Source organism: Spirochaetae bacterium HGW-Spirochaetae-1 (assembly GCA_002839375.1).
Classification (GTDB): domain Bacteria; phylum Spirochaetota; class UBA4802; order UBA4802; family UBA5550; genus PGXY01.
The window spans coordinates 246,482-266,827 of sequence record PGXY01000004.1; the positions used below are offsets into that span (position 1 = coordinate 246,482).

The following is a 20,346-nucleotide window of genomic DNA, read 5'->3' on the forward strand; positions in this document are numbered from 1 at the left end:
CTTACCGGCTTTTATTATCCCACTTCAGGCGTTTTATTTCAACCTTGATGGTATAAATAATATCACCCGCGGTGGTTTCACGAATTTTATTCATTATAGCATCTTTCATCATGATCAATTCATTGGCATATACGGAATGATCAACTGCTATGAAAAGTATTTTTTTGAAAATCCGGTCCGGCATGCTGTGGGTGGCTAGGATATTTCCAACAATTGATTCCCATTGAACTTTTAATGACTCAACAATGAATGAATCCTCTATATTCAGCTCACTGATTATATCAGGAAGCAACCCCTCAAATCCAACCATTTTCCTGGTTCGTTTGCTGCCGATCCTGAATTTCATTCTATACTGACAAGCTTCTGTACATTAACTTATTATTGAGTAACCGACTATTTAAGTTCCCTGAAAGAGGCAATTCTATTATGTCACGTTTATTACGTCAAGTGAATGATGCATCAATTTTCTAATTAATTCAACATTTTCACGATGAGGAGTCAATTCATTAATCTTTTCAACATGGTATAAATGCTAAGTAAAAAACGATTAATTCCGATATAAAAGTAGAGCGTTATCGCTTTAAGTAAATTTAATGCACTGTATCAGGAGAATAAAATGTATCGCTGGAATGCCTTCTTCGCAGTATGTATAACCGTAAGTCTGGGTATGCCAGTTCTTTCGGCTGACTCTGACAATGATCCATCATATATCGATAAATTTCATGCCCAGCCCGTTGTCCACACTCTGCAGCGTAGTAACCTGGAAAAAATCGAATTCATTGAAGTAATAGCAAAAAATTTCGGATACACCGATACCTATAATCTGCGCAAGGACTACTGGAGCGCTCGTCTTCTGGTCATCAAGGGTGATATTGTCGGCGCCCGGAAGATGCTGGAAAAGAACAGAGAAGATATCGATAAAACGCTCCTCACCCTCTCCAAACAGTACAGGGTCGATGCGCAGAAAATACTCGATGAGTGCTCTCTTAAAATGAGTGAAATGAAACTGGAAGTGGAAATAGGCGGTGATCCCGATGAGCACGACAGGCTTGATAGAAATAATTCCCGTATAAGAATTGCCTACGATGAGTTTCATAATGCCGTAAAAGCCTCTACGGGAAAACAGTATCAACCATCTATAAATCTTTTCCGTCATGCAAAACGGCAGGCTATTAACATTCTGGAAGACCTGGCAGGACCGAATGAAAGACACAAGGTTGTGGATAAATATAAAATCCACATAGTAGATAACAGGCAGGAAGTATTTAAAAAAAGCTGAGCGCAGCTCACTAGTTTTTATCTCCATGAGATCATCGCTTCAACAGGATGATCTCTCTGCTTTATAAATTCATCTCTTGCATGGTACCGCCTGTATTCACCATAAAATGCCGTGAACCGGGGAAATCTGACATATTGACACTGTTGCTGTTAACCATGGTGAAAATAACCTGGTTTCCCCTGCTGAGAACCTCCACCATGTTTCTTCTTCTTTTTTCATCCAGCTCTGAAAAAATATCATCAACCAGAATGACGGATTTTCGTTTAGATTTTTCCTCTATGATCTCACACTCTGCTATTTTCATTGCAATGGCGGCCGTTCTTTTCTGACCCTGCGAGGCGTAATTTACAAAGTGTGAACCTGTCCGGTTTCTTAATATAAAATCATCCCTCTGGGGTCCCATACCCGTTGAACCAGCCATTATATCGCGTACTCTCTTTTCAAAAAGAATACGATGGATATGGGCTGTTTCAGAAGTCTCACTATTCTGGTCATAGAAAATTTCCGGAGTCTCTTCATGTTCCGCTATATGTCCATAGGATGTCTGAAAGGCGGCTGCAAAGCGATCCACATAGGATTTCCGTTTTGAAATTATTACCGATGCTTTTTCTGCAAAAAGGGTATCCCAGGGATCAAGCTGTCTCGTATCGTTTATTTTTCTTTCCCGTATGAGTTTCAGGATCCTGTTCCGTGAAACAAGCACCTTCTTAAATTCATTAAGTGTTTCCATATATGAAATATCGATCTTGGAAAGTACGCTGTCAAAAAATTTTCTCCTCACTTCAGGGGCTCCGTTGATAATGTTTATATCCATGGGAGAAAATATAACAGTGAGCAGTTTACCATAATAATCAGAGACTCTTCCCGCTTCATTGCCGTCAATTTTTACTCTTTTCCGAATTTTTTTTTCCTGCTCGTTGTCGATGATGCATCCCACTTCATATTTTTTCATTTCACCGTCATTAACAAACGCCGTGGCATAATAAGATGTCTGACCCCACTGTATAATTTCTGCATCTGTTATATTCCTGAATGATTTCACATTTGAAAGAATTGATATAGCCTCGAGAATATTACTTTTCCCGACACCATTATCACCCATTATGAAATTTACGCCCGGTGAAAAGGAGATGGCAAGTTTGGAATAATTCCGGAAATTCTTTAGATTGAGTTCATCTATGTGCATTTGGAAAACATTCTTTAAAATAAGTTTTATGGCTTGAGCGGAGTGATTACATATATATCGGGAAAGAACAGACTCCCGATATATACTTCATATACATAAAACATTTCGCTGCTAGTCAGCTGCTGATGATTTTATCTGAATGGGCATAATAACAGATGTATAATTTTTATCATCTTCAGGTTTTATTGTGATGGGACTCATCTGTCCGGTGATGGCACACTTGACTGAATAGCTGTCAATTTCCTTGAGGCATTCGATGAGAAACTGTGCGTTTACTCCCAGTGTCATGGATTCTTTTGAATCGGTTTCAATCTGTATTTCTTCTTCAGCCTCTCCCAATTCCGGCGTATTAGCCTCAATTTTCAGTTTGTCTTTATTAAAATTGAGAACTATCTTATTGGCCGGTTCCCGGGTAAAAATCATTGCCCTGCGTACCGAATCAAGAAGCTTTTTTGTTTCCGCTACCGCTTCAAAGTTGCTGTCCAGTGGAATAACATGCTTATAGTTTGGAAACTGTCCGTCAACAACCCGTGAAATTATTTCTGTTCTCCCTATCTTGAAAAAGCATTGGTTATTATTGTATGAGAAACGGCATCGCCCGGTAGATTCCAGCAGACGGTAAATCTCGTTTACCGTTTTCAGGGGAATAATAAAACCTTCCTTGATATTCATCTCGGTCTCGGTATCCATATTCCTGGTTATCATAGCCAGCCTTCTGGAATCCGTTGCCACGGCCGTCATGCTGTTTTTTGTTTCTGAAATTATATATATACCGTTAAACACGGGTTTTATGGTATCATGAGATGCAGCATAAACAACCTTACGTATCATTTCCCTGAGTACGGCCTGCTCCACTTCGATTGAATGCTCTTCGCTGAAGCCGGGGATTTCCGGATATTCTCCTGTAGACAATCCAATGAGAGAATAGTGACCTTTTACATCTTTTGATTTTGTCCGTATATCTATAACGAGTGAATCGTTTATGTCGAGAATAAGTTCATCATTGGGAAGCTCCTTGAGAATACTGGAAAATTTTTTCCCGTTTGCAGCAAAGGATATGGGCGAATCTGCTATGGCATCAATTCGTGTACGTATGGCAACTTCATTATCGGTTGATACTATTTCAATCTGATCCTCACTTATGTTGAAGAGACAATTGGATAAAATTGTATTAACATTTTTTGATGAAATAATTGAATCAGCTATGATTATTGATTTGAGCAGACTGTCTTTGTCGACGCTTATTTTCATTTCAGTCCTCTTCTAATAGTATTAATATATAATGTTTATTAATTAATAGTTGTAGTAGTAGTGTCACAGGATATGTTGATAACCGCTTTTACGCCTGATGTACTCAGTAGTTATGGAAAAAATATCCTGTTAATAATTTCAGCTGTATTGCTGATTTTTACATGTGACATAATGAAATTACAAATGTTTTGAAAAAAGACTAATATTTGTCCCGGTAGATAACAATGTAAAAACAGTATTTATCATGGTTATCAACACTTTATAAACCGGCTGAATCAGCTTTTTAGCTCCACCATAAGATCATCGACGGTCTCTTTCAACTCATTATCGTTCTTTAAACTTTCCTCAATTTTATTTATTGCATTGACAACAGTAGAGTGATCCCGGTCACCGAACTCTTTTCCTATATCGGTTGTAGTCATATCGGTGAGTTTTCGGGCCAGATACATGGCAGTGAAACGGGGAATAATTACCCTGCTGTGACGACTGTTTGATTTGAGATCATCGGAAGTTACATTGTATTTATCAGATACTTTTATCATGATATCTGAAATGGTTACCTTCTTACTTGCATCGACATCAAAGAGCTCTTTCAGATGTATTTTCGCGTGTTCTATAGTTATTACACCGTCATAAAAAGCGGAAACCATTTTCAAACGGTTTATAGCAGCCTCAAGCGCCCTGATACTGGATTTAACTCTCCTCGCTATATAATTAAAAGCGTCATCGGATATTTCCAGGTTCATTTTTTCAGCCTTGTTACGAAGAATAGCCTCGCGCGTTTCCAGGTTCGGCGCCTGAATATCGGTTATCATTCCCCATTCAAAGCGTGTTCTGAGCCGGTCAGCCAGGGTTGCGATCTGTTTCGGCGGCCTGTCGCTTGATATAATTATCTGTTTCTTGTTTTCATACAGGGCATTAAAAGTATGGAAGAACTCATTCTGGGTTTCTTCCTTGTTTTCCAGGAACTGGATGTCGTCTATCAACAGGATATCCACATCCCGGTATTTTATCTTGAAACTTTCCTGGGTCTGGTTCCGGATCGAGGTTATAAATTCATTAATAAATTGTTCAGTTGATACAAACAGGACCTTAAGATAGGGTTTTTCAGCATTGATATAATGGCCCACGGCCTGGAGAAGATGCGTTTTTCCCAATCCCGATGAACCGTAAATAAAAAGCGGGTTGATCTGTTTTGCCGGTGACTGTGCAACCGAATATGATGCCGCATGGGCAAACTGGTTATTGGGTCCGATGACAAAATTTTCAAATGTATAATTAGGATTGAGAACCGATTCACCTTTTTCTTTTTCCAGCCTGAAGGAGGATACAGGATTTTTTACCGATTCCTGCAGAGGTGATGATCCCGTTGAATCGGGAGTTGCGAATCCGGCGGTGATAAAGTCACAGATATATTTATGACCAGTAATCTGTTCCAGGGCTGTTTGAATCTGCAGGGAATAATGTTCTTTAATGTGACGACTTGCCACATCATCACCAACCCTGATGGTTATGGTATTTTCTGAAATGGATACAGGTTCCGTATCTTTCAGCCACATATTAAAGGACTGCCTGTTTATTTCTCCTTCAAGAACAGTCAGCACCCTGTTCCACATTTCACTGGACACGACCCACCTCAAAAATTATCCACAATTGTTGATAACTATGTGCATAAGTATACCTATGTTGAGTATTAATGATCTTATCGATATAATAATCAACACCATGGCGTCACAAAAGCGTTTATCAATGTTGTTCGGGAAAATAGGATATAGAATAACGAGTAATTAATCAAATTCATAAATCAAAGAAAATATTTGTAAACCAATTAATCACCTGTGATTTTTAATTAATAAAAAAAAATGTAAATTATTGATATCGTATGCATATACTGTGGATAAGTGGATTTTTTTGTTGATAACCGGGATATTGCTGTTAACAGTTCAGTGAATTGTTGTGAACAGAGTTTTCCCTTGTCCCGGATATCTCTTTGTTGAAGAATATAGTGCAAAAGCAAAAACTATTTTACAGGAAATAATCATGGACACCATTTTTCTTGACATCGGTGAGTTAATGGGTTCCCTTATGTCATATTATACGGTTTTTGTATGAAATCCCGGAATTTTCCTTGCAAATCCCGATTTTGACAGTATTTTATCCTGTTTGATCTATATATTATATTGTTAACATCATGACTAAAGAGGATCACCATGAAAAGACTGAGTATATTAATAATTATTGTGACCCTGGCCCTACCAGCCTTTGCCGTGGACAGGGAATTTGTCGGCAAGCTGGGAACATCCTATGCCCATGATCTGGAAAGTTTCGGCTTTGACCTGAGCGCCAATTATCTTTTTGATATTGATCCCTGGTTTGTTGCCGGGTTTGAGGCGGATTTTTTCTGGATCCCCTGGGAGAAAAAACTGGGGACAAAGGATGGTACTCCACCAAAAGAAGTAGTTGCCACGACAAATACCTTCGCATTCCCTTTTTTCTGCAATGCCCAGGTGCGGCTTCCCTTCCTCGTGGATAAAATTTATGTGGAGCCCTATATTACGGTGGGGATTGGCTATTCCCTGATGTTTTTAACCTATCACCGGCCGCACTTTGAAGATACTGATGGAACAACGTATAATAAAAAAAATGTATTCGGATTCTACCACGGCTTTACCTGGCAGTTTTTACCGGGTGTATCTTTTAAACCATCGCCAAAATCAAACATAAAGTTTGTCGCTGAACTGGGTTACCGCGGACTCTCGCCCGGAAATGCCGATGAGAAGATTGTCATGTCAGGGTTGCTCATGCGTGTGGGCGTTCTTCTTCAAATGTAATAGAAAGAATAAACGCCGGTGATGCGATAATGAACGGGCGGTGTGTAACATTGATGTTGTAAAATAGTATAACCCGGGGGGGCCCCTACGGTATGACCTGCCCTGCGGCAAGGGCGCTCCCCAGAGCGCGCTCAACCATGTCATAGTCCCCTCGGGCATTCCAGAAGGTATATCCACTGCAACCGCTGTCATATGCTCCTTTTACCTGGCTCATGATGTAGCCCGGTCCCCATGTGGGGGACATCATATTAAAGGCCTGGAGATAGGGCCGGATAACAACGGGTGAACTGATGATCTTTTGTGCCCGACGTCCGCCGTCATAGATGATGCTGTATGTCCGCTCTTCCCTGGCCACGCGGGAATAAAAGCGGCTGCCGAAGTGGGATGGATATACCATGGGACAAATAGCGTCGACAATCAGTGAGAATTCCTCCATATCCTGCCCGATCCAGTTGCCGAAACTGTACCAGGAATTGAAACCATATATATCTACGGAAACCGGGATGGAGAGTTTCTTCTTAGCTCTTTGAAGGAATTCCGTAAGAATTTCCGATTTGTACATATCCGCGTCCTTTTTATGGCGGAACTGGCACAGCCATGTGGGTCCATCGGATGGAAACCTGATATAGTCAAACTGGATTTCATCAAAGCCGAGATGTTCCAGTTCCAGAGCTATAGCTATATTATAATCCTGAACAAAGGAGGCATGGGGATCGACCCAGTATTCTCCGGGACTGCCGCGCCAGGGCCGGCCGGTGTTTTTATTGTAAATGGCATACTTTGATCCATATCCGCGGAAGAGTTTTTCATCCTTGAATACGACAATTCTGGCGATGGTATAAATCCCTGCTTTTTTCAGGTCAGCAATGATGCTGCCCACGGGAAGGGGCCGTCGCGCCGCACCGATATCCTTTGGAGTCGTAAGAGCGGTAGGATAATGAATATTGCCGAAATCATCCTTCATATCGATGACAATGGCGTTGATATTGCTTGCATGCATGATTTTCATAAGGTTTTTCAGTTTTTTACCCACAACGGGAACACTGGAATAAATGGTTCGGCGGCTCTGAGCCCGGCTGTCATGTTTGCCCAGAGAAGGGGGCTCCATGGGACAATGGAGAGAGGGCATGGAACCCGAGGTATCATGAATATACAGGGACAGGGTCCTGGCATTGTCAGGGGCTTTCCCGAAGATATCCTGAAGAGGAAGTTCCTGCCAGTTTTCATCGCCCTCTTTTTTTTGCCACAGCGCCTTTTCACTGGTGACGTATACCGTATTGTTCAGGAGACCGATATCGCTGACAGAGGCAAAACGGTCCTTGAATTTTGGGAGGTTGATATTCCCCCATGCCTTCCCCGTGGGTTTTTTTGTATAGAGCCCGCCGCCGAAGCGGAATCCCGCATAGATTTTATCGGGGGTAGGGAGTAATGTAATCAGTTCTTCCGTAAAAAAAAGGGTTCCTGAATAGGGTTCCTGGGGCAGACCGGTATTTATCCGTACAAAGCGGCCTCCGTTTAGCTGGAAAAAACCGTTAAAAGAAGTGCCGGCATATATGGTATCACCGCGTATTGCCAGCGCTGTTATATAGTTGCGCTCGTGAAGGCCATGGGCGCTTATCCTGGACCAGTGTTTCCCTCCGTCTTTGGATCGGTAGACAGTATGTTTTGTGGCCATGATAATATTAGCGGCATTATCGGGGTCAACGGAAAAGGCTGATATCTTTCTATATCCTTTCGGTGTGCCGTACTGGCTGCGGATGAGGAAATTATCGCTGTTCATGGATTCCCATACCATGGTTCCCTCTTGATGCCGGAAAATACCGGTATTCCCCGTGATCAGGTAGAGAATTTTTCCCGAAGCATGGATTCGCAGGGGAATACATTGTGAGGGCAGTCCATCGTTGAATTCTTTCCACGATTGACCCCGGTTTTCCGATATGAGCACGCCCCGGTCCTGTGTCAGGGCGAATGTTTTTACTCCCGATGCTCTAAGGGAGGATCTGGTGGAAAATATACATATGAGCGGAGCAAGGAAGAGCAGGAGGAAAAGGATTTTACTAAAATCGTTCCTTAAACATTTCTTCATTGAGTATTTCATAGGAGTATCCCTGTTCGGTGAGAAAGAGTTGCCGGTTATGGGCGAATTTTTCTTCCACGGAGTTTGCGCTGATGATCGTATAAAAATAGGCCCGGTTATCTTCTTTTTTGGGCCGGAGGATGCGGCCGAGTCGCTGTGCCTCCTCCTGCCGTGATCCAAAGGTCCCTGAAATCTGTATGGCCACATTGGCGTCGGGAAGATCTATGGAAAAGTTCGCCACCTTGGATACTACCAAAATTTTAATTTTTTCTTCTTTAAAATTATGATAGAGGTGTTCCCTCTCTGCAACCGATGTGCTGCCTGTTATAAGAGGAAATTTTGATCGATCGGCGAATTCCTTTAATTGAGAAATATACTGGCCGATGACCAGGATATTGGCCCCTTCATGTTTTTTTATCAGTTTCTGAACGATATCAAGTTTTTTAACATTTTCCGAGGATATTCTGAATTTTTCACGGTCTCTGGCAATGGAATACTGCAGTCGCAAATCCTCGGGAAGGTCCACGCGGATTTCCGTGCAGAGGGCCGTGGCGATCCAGTTGGATTTTTCAAGAATCTTCCAGGGCATGTCATATTTTTTCGGTCCGATGAGGCTGAAGACATCGGTCTCCATGCCGTCCTCCCTGATAAGGGTTGCCGTCAGTCCCAGCCTGCGTTTGGACTGTATCTCCGATGTCATACGGAAAACCGGTGCCGGCAAAAGGTGTACCTCATCATATACTATAAGGCCCCAGTTCATTTTATTAAAAAGGTCGAAATGGAGAAAGGGGCCTTTTTTATCCTTACGGTAGGTGAGAATGTTATAGGTGGCGATAGTGACGGGCCTGATCTCCTTTTTTTCACCGGAGAACTCTCCGATCATTTCAGGTCCCAGGTCGGTCTTATCCAGTAGTTCCTCTTTCCACTGTCTGAGGGCCACGGTGTTGGTGACCAGGATCAGCGTGGCGGTCTTGTGCAGCGCCATCTCTCCGATGCCGACGATTGTCTTTCCGGCGCCGCAGGGGAGTACGATAACACCGCTGCCTCCTTCCGGGCCTCCGCCGCGATAAAAGGAGTTAATGGCGCTGTCCTGATAGTCCCGTATCTCGAAATGTTTACCCCTGGCAGAAACGGACCGGAGGTTGATGGGCATGGGATCACCCTCTTCATATCCTGCCAGGTCTTCCACGGGGAAACCAATTTTAATCAGTGCCTGCTTAATATGGCCGCGGTAACTTCCTTTCACCAGAATCCTGTTCCCGTCGAGCTGCTCTTCGATGAAGGGCTGCACCTTTTTATGATGCATTATCTCTCTCAGGAGAATTGCATCCCGGGAAGTGAGTATGAGCCTGTCTTCTTCCCTGGTGAGTTTCAGCATGCCGTAGCGGTTCATCTGTTCCCGGATTGTGGCTAGCACAATTGCCGGTATGTCATACCGCGAGAATTCCATGAGATTATCGATTATGTTACGCGATGTAAGACCTGATGCGGCGGCGTTCCATAGTGAAAGTGGGGTTATCCGGTAGGTATGAATATGTTCAGGGCTTTTTTCCAGTTCTGCAAAGGGAGAAATGGAATCGCGGGCCCGTTCGAATTCTGGATTATCGACTTCAACAAGAAGTGTATTGTCGCTCTGGACGATTACTGGCTTTGTCATTATATAAAGACTGCTTTTATCCTGATTATGTGATTTAAAATGCCTTTATTAATCCCTTTACCGCATTTGTCAAGTTATAAAAAAGATGGCAGGAGGAGTTAGTTCATTGTTTCCCGGGGGTAAAGATACCGCTCTGTCTCGATTATCGCCAGGAACATACCCAGTGGATCCTCGTAGAGTTCCAGTTCTCTACCGAAACTTTCACCGGATAGGGCAGGTATTTCCAGTGTCGTCAGTTTGAAATAGGCTGATTGTATCCATAACTGCAGAAGAATTCCATGAGTGTAATCGGTCAGTTCCAGGTTGAGCAGTGAAGTCATTCGGGCTCCCAGGATGCCCGTGAGGGGATCTGTCATGTCCATATCAGTGGCGGATTTGATGGATAGGGATATCTCCGATGTGATGTTCAGGTAATCGGGTTTGATTTTTTTTACATCATAATTTTCAAGAATCCGGCTGCATGAAACAATATCATATCCATAGCGCAGGTTTTCCAGTACTGTCTTGATATCCTCACGGGCATCGGGATTTTCCGGATCAATGAGAATGATGGTTTCGTAGCCCAGGTCCCGTGCATACTCATGGGCGGTTATGCACGAGGCTCCGTAGCCCAGGGGAAGTTCGTGCTTTATGAATACGGCGCCGGTATGGTCTTCAACCAGATCATAGGCGTCAGAATCATCGGAATCATCGACAATAAGCAGGTCGGCCCAATCCAACTGTTTCAGTTCATAATATTGCTTTTGGAAGAAATCGCCGTTGTTATTTACCGGGACGGCTATTAATGTATCACTTTTTTTATCCATGAAAAATTCCTGCTCGTTCAAAAATGATTCGTATTTGTATTGTAATGAGGGTCTCGTTCGTACTCTCTTTAAAAAGACCGATTAATGTCAAGGTTTTTGAAGCTTTTACCTTGCAATTTATCGGAAGATGGTATTAGTAATGGTAATAATGCCGGATTATTATTAATCCTGAAAAAATATTGACAAATAATCTTCCTGCTTATGAGTCTGGATATTACATCAAATATAACGAGGACCCCCATGGATTACTCAAAAACCGTCAATCTCCCCACAACCGATTTTCCGATGAAGGCAAACCTGCCCCAGAGAGAACCTGAAACACTGAAAAGATGGGAGGAAGATAAGCTCTACGGCAAGATACAGGAATCACGAAAGGATGCCGATGTGTATATTCTTCATGACGGCCCGCCATATGCCAACGGTCATATACACCTTGGTCATGCCCTGAACAAAATATTGAAGGACGTTATCGTCAAGCATAAGACTATGAAGGGCTTCCGGGTTCCCTATGTGCCCGGATGGGATTGTCATGGTCTTCCCATTGAACTGAATGTTACCAGGGACCTGGGGGAGAAGGCACGGAACATGCCAACGGCGGAGATTCGCACGGGCTGCAGGAAATACGCCGATAAATTTGTGACGATCCAGATGGAAGAGTTCAAGAGGCTCGGTGTTCTTGCTGACTATGAAAATCCCTATCTTACCATGAGCCGGGAATATGAAGCGAGGATAGTTGAGGTTTTTGGTGAGATACTGAAGGGGGGCTATATCTACAGGGCTAAAAAGCCCATATACTGGTGTCCCAACTGTGTGACCGCCCTTGCTGAAGCGGAAGTGGAATACGACGAACATACATCACCATCGATCTTCGTGAAATTCAAGGTTGACCCCTCGTCCCTGCAAATTGACGGTATTGACCGGGACAGGACCCATGTGGTTATCTGGACGACAACTCCATGGACTCTGCCGGCTAACCTGGCGGTCTGTTTCCATCCCGAGTTCCAGTATTCAGTGTATAAATTCGGCGATGAATACTATGTTCTTGCCAAGGGCCTGGTCCATCAGATGGAACAGGTGAAAAAAATGGACCGGCAGGGCGAGTGGCCGCTGGATTCCGCGCAGATAGAGGCCCTGCGTGTTGACCATCCCTTTATCGACCGTCAGTCAAAGGTCATTTTCGGAGACCATGTGACCCTTGATGCGGGAACCGGTATTGTTCATACGGCCCCCGGCCACGGCCAGGAGGACTATATCGTGGGCCTGCGCTATAATCTCGATGTGTTCTGTCCCGTCGACGACAATGGCCGGTTCACCGATGATTTCGCTCTCATGAAGGGCGTCAATGTCTTCGACGCCAATGACAAGGTCGTGGACCTTCTCCGGGAGCGGGATGTTCTCATTCATACGGAAAAGATCGAGCACTCCTATCCTCACTGCTGGCGATGCAAAAAGCCCCTCATATTCCGCGCCACGGAGCAGTGGTTTTTCAGTATCGATCATAATGATCTGCGGCAGAAGGCCCTGGCCGTGGTGGACGAGACAGAGTGGGTTCCGGCCTGGGGAGAGTCGCGGTTCAGGGGTATGGCTGAAGGCCGTCCTGACTGGTGTCTTTCGCGCCAGCGGTCATGGGGTGTGCCCATTCCTTCATTCCGCTGCGCCAAGTGCCAGAAAAATCTCATGACTGCCGAGTCGGTCCAGCATTTTGCCCGTATCGCCCGCGAGAAGAGCATTGATCTCTGGTACACCGAGGATATCAAGGACCTGGTCCCGCCGGAAACCGTCTGTGACTGCGGGAGCCATGAATTTATAAAAGAAGTCGATATACTGGACGTCTGGTTTGATTCCGGCGTGTCCCACTTCGTGGTACTGGATACATGGCCGGGCCACCGCTGGCCTTCGGATATGTATCTCGAGGGAAGCGACCAGCACCGGGGATGGTTCCAGTCTTCGCTGTGGCCGGCCCTGGCCCTGCGGGGAAGGGCCCCGTATAAAACAGTTCTGACTCACGGCTTCGTTCTGGACGATCAGGGAAAGGCCATGAGCAAGTCCATGGGCAATGTCATCCCCCCGGAAACGATAGTGAAACAGTACGGTGCCGATATACTCAGGCTCTGGGTGTCCTCCGAGGATTATCGCAATGATGTGCGCATCGGTATGGACATGGTGAAGCAGGTCGCCGATTCGTACCGGCGCATACGGAACACCTTCAAATTCATCATGGGAAATATCGGCGATTTCAATGAGAATATGTCAGTTCCTTATGAGGAGCTGTCCGATATCGATAAATGGATTCTTCACAAGCTGGCAGTACTGTCCGAGCGGGTCATCGAGCATTATGAGAAATTCGAGTTTCACCTGGTTTATCGCAGGATATTGAATTTCTGTGCCGTGGAGCTATCCTCCGTTTATTTTGATATTTCCAAGGACATTCTTTATGTTGAGGCCCTTGATTCGCAGAGACGGCGCGCCAACCAGACGGTATTGAACGAGCTTTATAAATGCCTGGTGCGGCTCGTGGCCCCCATTCTGGCTTTTACCGCTGAAGAGATATGGAAGTTCGCCGGTAACACCGATTCGGTACACATGCAGTCATATTATGTACCTGATGCGAAATTCTTAAACAGCACCGTAGAAGAAACTATTGAAAGAGTTGTTGATGTCAAAAAGGATGTGCTTAAAGCCCTGGAGGAGATGCGCAGGGAAAAGAGCATCAAATCGTCCCTGGAAGCACAGGTGACTATATTCGTGGCGGACGAAAAACTCCGCGGACTTCTCGCTGATATGGGTGATGAATTCAAGCGATTTCTCCAGGTTGCCGCGGTGAACCTGATTTCCACAAAGGAAGCCCATCTTGTACAGTATGATTTCTGCGCCGTGGCTGCGGCGAAAACAACGGGGAAAAAATGTATACGCTGCTGGAACTACTATGAGACTCTGGGATCGGACAACGATCATCCCGAGCTGTGTCAGCGATGCACCGCGGTCGTAAAAACTTTAAAATAGGGATTGAATATGAAAAGAAATATTTACGCGCTGCTCATTCTGGTTTCCACACTGGCTTTGGATATCGTCACCAAAATACTGGTGGTGAGGAATCTCAACTATTATGACCGTGTTGATTTTCTCGGCGGTTTTCTGAGACTTACCCTGGTTTACAATGAGGGGGGAGTTTTCGGTATTATGCAGGGGTACAAGAATGTTTTCCTCATAGTTTCGATCATTGTGCTGGGTCTCATGATTGCTTATTATGTATATGAAAAAAATAAAACCATGCTTTTCAGCCTGTCAATGGCGCTCATCATTTCCGGTGCAATCGGGAATATTATCGATCGCCTTGTTCCTTCCCGTCCCGGAGTGGTTGATTTCATTTCCGTCGGTGTTGACGGCGTATACCGGTGGCCCTCTTTCAATGTGGCCGATTCCTGCATCGTTATGGGTGCTTTTCTTCTGGTAATTGTCTTTTACCAGGAGGAGAAGAAACGAAAGGCGCAGGAGCAAAATCAGGCTTAGAAGGGCCTCTAAAATAAAACGGGGGATTGTTTTTCATAATCCCCCTTTCTCCCGTAAATGGTTTCCTGCAAAATCACTGCGAAATAAATAGTAAGATAAGGGTGATGATGGGCAGCAGGATGTACATCATATCCTTGAGAAGTGTTAAAATATTGCTGCTTTCCGCTTTCATGACTTTACTCCCCGAAACATGATAATATGTTATATTATTTATTGGCACCATAATAGTTGGCTGAAAATAATTGTCAAGGAAAAAACCCACCTGGGTGGGATTTTCACAATTAATTTATAATTTCCGCATAAAACGGGAAAGACTTTAGTTGGGCAATAGTAAAAAAAGCAATATAATAGTAATGAGCGGTAAGAGAATATAGATCAGAATTTCCCGTTTAAGGTATGCCTGACTTTTGTTTTTAAAGGATGCATCGGTGTCTAGCCTGAACATGGATTTCCCCCCTTTAAAATGATCTCATATTAATGAATATTGGAGGGATTGGGGGAAAAGTCAACAAATAATCCGCCTGGGTGGGACTTTTTTTAATTTTTTTATTTATCTATGATTTTTAAATCCGCTTCGGCGATTGTAGAGCTGTTTTTATTGATTGCAACATGGTATGCACCTTCATTATAGAAAGATAGCATTGTTGTGGCCCGGCTGTCCTCGGGGATGACTTTTAATTCAATTTGCTCCATTTCCTTGTTATTGTTCTTCAGCTTTTCATATATAACAATGGTAAGCTTTTCCACTCCAAAGGGTTCGCTGCTTGTATATACGGCAGTGAGATCCCCCGTGGTAAAGGTCGTTCCGCAGCTGTTTCCGGTTCCATCGGGAGATACTCCCTCGCAAAAAAGTATATCGGGAGTTTTTTTACAGCCGGAAAACACGATAGCGAGGAATAATAATACCTGCAGGTATTTCATAATTTCACCCAATTTTTAAAATTACGGCACATATTCACTATATGAATCCCGTAATGACACTAAAATCAAGAATTATTTAAATCTATAGGCCTTTTCTGCACAGGGCTTCGTACAGGGCTTTTAGTGCCATATCGGCATGGTATTTGTGTACGCCGAAGTGGAAACTTATCTGTGCCGGTCCCTGGTCTATGATTTCAATGTTGATGTTTTTTTCCTTCAGTGCCGTGGATGCAACAGCGATGACCCCGGGCTGGTCTTTCATGCCGATTCCAACGGGAGAGAGCATGGTTATGTTGTAATTGAGCTCAATATTGTCGGGATTGAGACGCGCCTGTATGGTATCCTTCAGGTCATCCTCATATCCTTTTAAATCAGCCTGCTTGAATATAATGGAGACGTCATCTTTGTCTGTGGGATAATGATAGGTCTCGATACCGAAATCCTTCATAATTCTGAGAAGGTCGTTGACGAATCCGATGGTTTCACCGGCACCGTCTTTTTCAACATACAGGTAGGCAATATCATCGAGACGTGCAATACCAACAACGGTTTCTTCGGGTATCCTTTCGGAAACAATCAGGGTTCCCGGTGTGGCAGGATTATTGGTATTTTTAATATTAATGGGTATATGGCGCTTTTTACAGTTCACCATGGCGTCGAAATGGAAGACATTGAATCCCTTTGACGAAAGAAGGCGTATCTCTTTATAGGTAAGGCGGGGGATCACTTCAGCATCGGGGATCAGACGGGGATCGATCTGGAAGACACCGTCCGTATCGGTCCAGTTTTCATACAGGGATGCGTTCATGGCATAGGCGACCTCACCGCCCGTCAGGTCGGAACCACCCCGGGAAAAAACGGCAATATCGCCTTTTTCCGTGATGCCGTAATATCCTGGTATGACGATAACGCCGGATTTTTCCGAAAGGCTGCTGATATTTTTATATGTGACTGGGACAACCTTGGCATTATTAAAATCCTCGCTGACAATGAATCCGATATCTTCAGGGAGGGCCAGTTCAGATGCAATCCCTACCTTGTTAAAGTAGCGGGATATCACCTTGGCATTGTAATGCTCCCCCCGGGATGCGAAGAAATCATTTTTCTGGGGATCAGGTAATATTTTTTTTAAATCATTGGACAGGTCCTGCAGTATATCCTCGCCGTCGATGCCCAGATCATTTATGAGGCGGGTGAATTTTTGTATAACGGCGTTATAGCTTTCTTCCCCGGTTATGTTCTTTTTCTTGCTCTTGAAATGATTGCCGGCCTTGGCGATGTTGAAAAGATGGTCGGTGACCTTCTCGCTGTCCTGCTCATCTTTTCCCGGTGCCGATACTACGACATATTTTCTATTGAGGTTTGCCTTAATGATCTCGGTAACCTTTTTGATCTGTTTCGCGTTTGCTACGGAGCTGCCGCCGAATTTACATACAATGGATTCCATGACCTTCTCCCTGTTTGGATATTATCAGAAGTCACAATTGGACGACCTGACAGATTATCAACTATTTTTTTCCCAAGCGTAAAAGACTTTCAATAATAACATGAAAAGTATTTGCTTTTCAACACCTGATTTGACAGGGTTCATGCAGGAATAAAGTATCCGTAAAATTTTTAAGGAGACCACACCATGATTACACTTATTGCCACGCTGAAGGTTAAGGATGGAATGATGGAGGAAGCCATCAATGTTTTAAAGGAAATTGTTCCGAAGATTAAAGAGAATGAACCGGGCTGTCTGGAATATATTCCTCACACGGTCCGCAACGATGAAAAAACCCTCATTTTTTATGAAAAATACCGTGATAAGGAGGCACTGAAGCTTCATTCAGCAAATATAGTGAAAAGCCTTGAACAGCTCCTGCCGCTTCTTGATCCTGGTATGGATATTAAAACCTGTTATGAGATTATTGGATAAAAAAACAGCGGGAGCTACAGCAGCGATCCCTGTAGCTCCTCGTCTTCTTCAATTTCACCGGTCTCGTTTTTAATTCTTACGGCCTTTTTTTCTACGGAGCTGTTTTCTCCCTTCTGAAGAATTTCTATTCTCCGTTCCGCTTCTTCCAGCTTATCGTGACAGAATTTTGCATATTGCATGCCTTTTTCAAATTCCCCGATGGACTCATCGAGGTCCAATTCCCCCCTTTCAAGTTTTGAGGCAATGAGCTCCAGTTCTTTCAGGGCTGTTTCGAATTTAAGGTTTTCTTTTTTTTGCTTCTTTTCCACCTATTCCTCCTTTCTGAATTGAATCTACTGAACAGTACAGCGTACCGTCAATAATCTGTACCAGGAGACTTTTACCCTGTGCCGTATCATCAACGCTTTTAAGTATGCTGCCGTTACTGTCTCGGGTTATAGAGTATCCGCGCTGCATGACATTGAGCGGGGAAAGTTTTTCCATGGCCTGGAGGGCCATATGGAACTGATGTGTTTTTTTCTGCAAGCAGGACCGCATTATCATCATGATATTAGGGATAGTGAGCAGTGATTTTCTTCTTTCAGCGACCATGTCTTTCATGGCTGAAAGGATGCGATTTTCCGTATCGGCCAGGAGCATGGTATAACGCGTAACAATGTCCATGGGTTCTGTAAAGATGCGGCGGGTAGTGACACCCTGGAGCTGCAGTTTCAGGTGTCTGAAATATCCTGACAGGGCCGTATCGGTCCTGGCCAGGTAATAGTTGATTTCATCAACGAGATCCTGTTTCACCGGTATGGCTATTTCAGCAGCGGCCGACGGGGTGGGCGCAAATGCATCAGCAGCGTCATCGCTCAGGGGATGATCAATCTGGTGACCCACGGCGGATATGATAGGGACCCGGGAATTGAAGAAGGCCATCACGACCGGTTCTTCATTGAAGGGCATGAGGTCCTCGAAAGAACCGCCGCCCCTGCCGGCAATTATGATGTCGATGGCATGCTCTGGCCTGTTCAGCTCCTCGATGCCTCTGACGATGGTTGCGGCGGCATCATCGCCCTGGACCTTGGCCGGCGCCAGAACAATTTCCAGATTGGGAAAGCGACGCAGAGCCACCTTGATAATGTCGCGCAGGGCAGCTCCCGTGGGAGAGGTGACAATGCCGAGCCTGCGCGGGAGGAAAGGGAGGTCTCTTTTTCGAGACGGGTCAAAAATACCTTCAGCGGCGAGCTTTTTTTTCAACTGTTCAATCATTTTCTGGAGCTCGCCGATCCCTTCAAGCCGGATTGCGGTAACATTGAGCTGATAGGATCCCCTTTTTTCAAACACGGTTATACCGCCCAGGGCTATGACGCTCATTCCCTCTTCCAGTTTGAATTTAAGTCCCTTGTTGGCGTAGCGGAAAAAGGTAGCCTGGACCAGGGCATTGTCGTCTTTCAGGGTGAAATAGATGTGTCCCGAGGAGTGATAGGTGAGGTTGTATACCTCGCCACGGACCCATATGCCGGTGAAGGCAGGGTTCAGCTCCAGCACCCCCTTGATCTCCCTGGTGAGCTCCGATACGGTGTACACGTGCTGTTCGAAATCGTTTTCCATGGTTGTTATTATGTCGTATAACCTTTAATTCTGGCAATGAAAAAATTTTTTAACGGGCGGAAACAAATTTTGATTTCAGCGGCGATGACCGCCAGTTATAGTATTACGTGCGTTTCGGGTATTTGTTTTGCCCCGGTTTCTTCTTGATACAAACAAGGTCTTCCTTAAAAAAGAATTGCAAAATTTCCAAATTATATGTGTACTTACCGGCAAAGATGACAGCATATTCCATTAATGAGGATTGCACATGGACTACACTGAGTATACGGGACCAGGTACGGCCATTGATCAGAGGACGGTCAATATATCCGATGGTGTAACACTTAAGATAATAGAGTTTATTCCAAAGAATGATGATAAAAAGAAGCCCATTGTTATATTTGTGGCTGGATGGATATCACATATTTCAGGATGGAAGGAGGTTCTCCGGGAGATAACGGGTACGTATCATACGATCTATCTTGAGTCCCGGGAAAAAAAATCCTCCCTTGCTCCACGGACCAGAAATATCACCTATGACATTGAACGGTTGAAGCTGGACCTCAAGGAGGTGGTGGATGCCGTAATTCCCCGTAACCGGAAATTCATTTTTGCCGGCAGTTCCCTTGGCGCTACAGTAATCATGGAATATTGCACCATGCGATATCGCGATCCCCTCTGTTCTATTCTCATCAGTCCCCTGTCGGAATTCCGATTCCCGAAGTTCTTTGCCGTGATATTGCCCGGTATACCTGTTTCGAGCTATAGTATCATCAAGCCTCTTGTTAAATGGTATCTCAAAACATTCCGCGTAAAGGAAGAGGAACAGAGTCGTAAGTATAATTATACACTGGATGAGGCCGATCCCTATAAGCTGAAAAAAAACGCCATGGCCCTTAAAAACTATAAGATATGGGACAGCCTGAAAAATATAACCGTTCCCTGTCTCATCATCGGCGCTGCCGATGATACGCTTCACAGCACCGATGAGGTGAGGCAGTTCCTCACCATTATACCCCGGGCGGAATACGTGGAACTTGCCAGTAACAAGGAGACTCACAGTGCAAAAGCCGGGCAGATTATTGTGAATAAAATTCGGGACCTCTGACCTTCCTTACCTGTCCAATGAAATCCGTTCAATATTATGCTCCACCAGAGAGGCTTCTGCACAATGAGGAGGGTGACTCCTTAATATTTAGGGCTGGAGTTTTTTAAATTTTATTGTATATTATAATAATCCAGGAAAAAACACATGGCATGTTTCTCTTTTCTATGGCGTTCAGGAAAAGAATGCCGTCAAAGTGTTTTTTATCAAAATTTTTCGGAAATAGA

Annotated in this window: 18 protein-coding genes; 6 read left to right on the forward strand and 12 right to left on the reverse strand. The window is 44.3% G+C overall.

The genetic code is table 11. The features are described 5' to 3' along the window. Position 1: 1 nt before the first annotated feature. Complete coding sequence (locus CVV44_08930; GenBank protein PKL38982.1) at positions 2 to 346, reverse strand: hypothetical protein; 345 nt, start codon at positions 344 to 346, stop codon at positions 2 to 4. A gap of 270 nt (positions 347 to 616) precedes the next feature. Between CVV44_08930 and CVV44_08935 the strand changes: the two genes are divergently transcribed. After that, positions 617 to 1,279, forward strand: a complete 663-nt coding sequence (locus tag CVV44_08935; GenBank protein PKL38983.1) for a hypothetical protein — start codon at positions 617 to 619, stop codon at positions 1,277 to 1,279. Between the two features lie 61 nt (positions 1,280 to 1,340). On the opposite strand, the gene CVV44_08940 is transcribed toward CVV44_08935, so the two are convergent. The 3 genes from CVV44_08940 to CVV44_08950 all read right to left on the reverse strand — a co-directional run bounded on the left by CVV44_08940 (position 1,341) and on the right by CVV44_08950 (position 5,332). Further along, complete coding sequence (locus CVV44_08940) at positions 1,341 to 2,465, reverse strand: hypothetical protein (GenBank protein PKL38984.1); 1,125 nt, start codon at positions 2,463 to 2,465, stop codon at positions 1,341 to 1,343. 111 nt (positions 2,466 to 2,576) lie between these two features. Then, positions 2,577 to 3,716: a DNA polymerase III subunit beta gene (gene dnaN, locus CVV44_08945; protein PKL38985.1), complete on the reverse strand. Its 1,140-nt coding sequence runs from the start codon at positions 3,714 to 3,716 to the stop codon at positions 2,577 to 2,579. Between the two features lie 275 nt (positions 3,717 to 3,991). Beyond that, the gene (locus tag CVV44_08950) at positions 3,992 to 5,332 is read right to left on the reverse strand and encodes a chromosomal replication initiator protein DnaA (protein PKL38986.1); all 1,341 of its coding nucleotides are present in this window, start codon (positions 5,330 to 5,332) and stop codon (positions 3,992 to 3,994) included. A gap of 594 nt (positions 5,333 to 5,926) precedes the next feature. On the opposite strand from CVV44_08950, the gene CVV44_08955 reads away from it, so the two are divergent. After that, positions 5,927 to 6,547, forward strand: coding sequence for a hypothetical protein (locus CVV44_08955; protein PKL38987.1), 621 nt, complete (start codon positions 5,927 to 5,929; stop codon positions 6,545 to 6,547). A gap of 85 nt (positions 6,548 to 6,632) precedes the next feature. Here CVV44_08955 and CVV44_08960 read toward each other — a convergent pair whose 3' ends face one another. The 3 genes from CVV44_08960 to CVV44_08970 form a co-directional block, all read right to left on the reverse strand. Next, positions 6,633 to 8,645: a hypothetical protein gene (locus tag CVV44_08960; GenBank protein PKL38988.1), complete on the reverse strand. Its 2,013-nt coding sequence runs from the start codon at positions 8,643 to 8,645 to the stop codon at positions 6,633 to 6,635. Continuing rightward, positions 8,605 to 10,281 (reverse strand): helicase, encoded by a 1,677-nt coding sequence (locus CVV44_08965; GenBank protein ID PKL38989.1) that lies wholly within the window; start codon positions 10,279 to 10,281, stop codon positions 8,605 to 8,607. The genes CVV44_08960 and CVV44_08965 overlap by 41 nt, the downstream gene beginning before the upstream one ends. A gap of 98 nt (positions 10,282 to 10,379) precedes the next feature. Further along, a complete protein-coding gene (locus tag CVV44_08970) occupies positions 10,380 to 11,087 on the reverse strand; it encodes a hypothetical protein (GenBank protein ID PKL38990.1) in 708 nt (235 codons plus the stop codon). Positions 11,088 to 11,327: 240 nt separating this feature from the next. Between CVV44_08970 and CVV44_08975 the strand changes: the two genes are divergently transcribed. Next, complete coding sequence (locus tag CVV44_08975) at positions 11,328 to 14,090, forward strand: isoleucine--tRNA ligase (protein PKL39252.1); 2,763 nt, start codon at positions 11,328 to 11,330, stop codon at positions 14,088 to 14,090. Between the two features lie 9 nt (positions 14,091 to 14,099). Then, on the forward strand, positions 14,100 to 14,597 hold the full coding sequence (gene lspA, locus CVV44_08980; GenBank protein PKL38991.1) for a signal peptidase II: 498 nt from the start codon (positions 14,100 to 14,102) through the stop codon (positions 14,595 to 14,597). Between the two features lie 73 nt (positions 14,598 to 14,670). On the opposite strand, the gene CVV44_08985 is transcribed toward lspA, so the two are convergent. From CVV44_08985 to CVV44_08995, 3 genes are all read right to left on the reverse strand, one after another. Next, positions 14,671 to 14,859, reverse strand: a complete 189-nt coding sequence (locus tag CVV44_08985; protein PKL38992.1) for a hypothetical protein — start codon at positions 14,857 to 14,859, stop codon at positions 14,671 to 14,673. A 284-nt stretch (positions 14,860 to 15,143) separates the two neighbouring features. Then, positions 15,144 to 15,530: a hypothetical protein gene (locus CVV44_08990; GenBank protein PKL38993.1), complete on the reverse strand. Its 387-nt coding sequence runs from the start codon at positions 15,528 to 15,530 to the stop codon at positions 15,144 to 15,146. A gap of 70 nt (positions 15,531 to 15,600) precedes the next feature. Next, on the reverse strand, positions 15,601 to 16,965 hold the full coding sequence (locus CVV44_08995) for an aspartate kinase (GenBank protein ID PKL38994.1): 1,365 nt from the start codon (positions 16,963 to 16,965) through the stop codon (positions 15,601 to 15,603). Between the two features lie 186 nt (positions 16,966 to 17,151). Between CVV44_08995 and CVV44_09000 the strand changes: the two genes are divergently transcribed. Next, positions 17,152 to 17,439: an antibiotic biosynthesis monooxygenase gene (locus CVV44_09000; protein PKL38995.1), complete on the forward strand. Its 288-nt coding sequence runs from the start codon at positions 17,152 to 17,154 to the stop codon at positions 17,437 to 17,439. A gap of 14 nt (positions 17,440 to 17,453) precedes the next feature. On the opposite strand, the gene xseB is transcribed toward CVV44_09000, so the two are convergent. Together xseB and CVV44_09010 are read right to left on the reverse strand one after the other, a co-directional pair. Continuing rightward, a complete protein-coding gene (gene xseB / locus CVV44_09005; GenBank protein ID PKL38996.1) occupies positions 17,454 to 17,747 on the reverse strand; it encodes an exodeoxyribonuclease VII small subunit in 294 nt (97 codons plus the stop codon). Next, entirely contained in the window at positions 17,716 to 19,035 is a 1,320-nt protein-coding gene (locus tag CVV44_09010) for an exodeoxyribonuclease VII large subunit (protein PKL38997.1), read from the reverse strand. Before CVV44_09010 ends, xseB begins: the two co-directional genes overlap by 32 nt. Positions 19,036 to 19,282: 247 nt before the next feature. On the opposite strand from CVV44_09010, the gene CVV44_09015 reads away from it, so the two are divergent. Then, positions 19,283 to 20,122 (forward strand): hypothetical protein, encoded by an 840-nt coding sequence (locus tag CVV44_09015; protein ID PKL38998.1) that lies wholly within the window; start codon positions 19,283 to 19,285, stop codon positions 20,120 to 20,122. Positions 20,123 to 20,346: the final 224 nt, after the last annotated feature.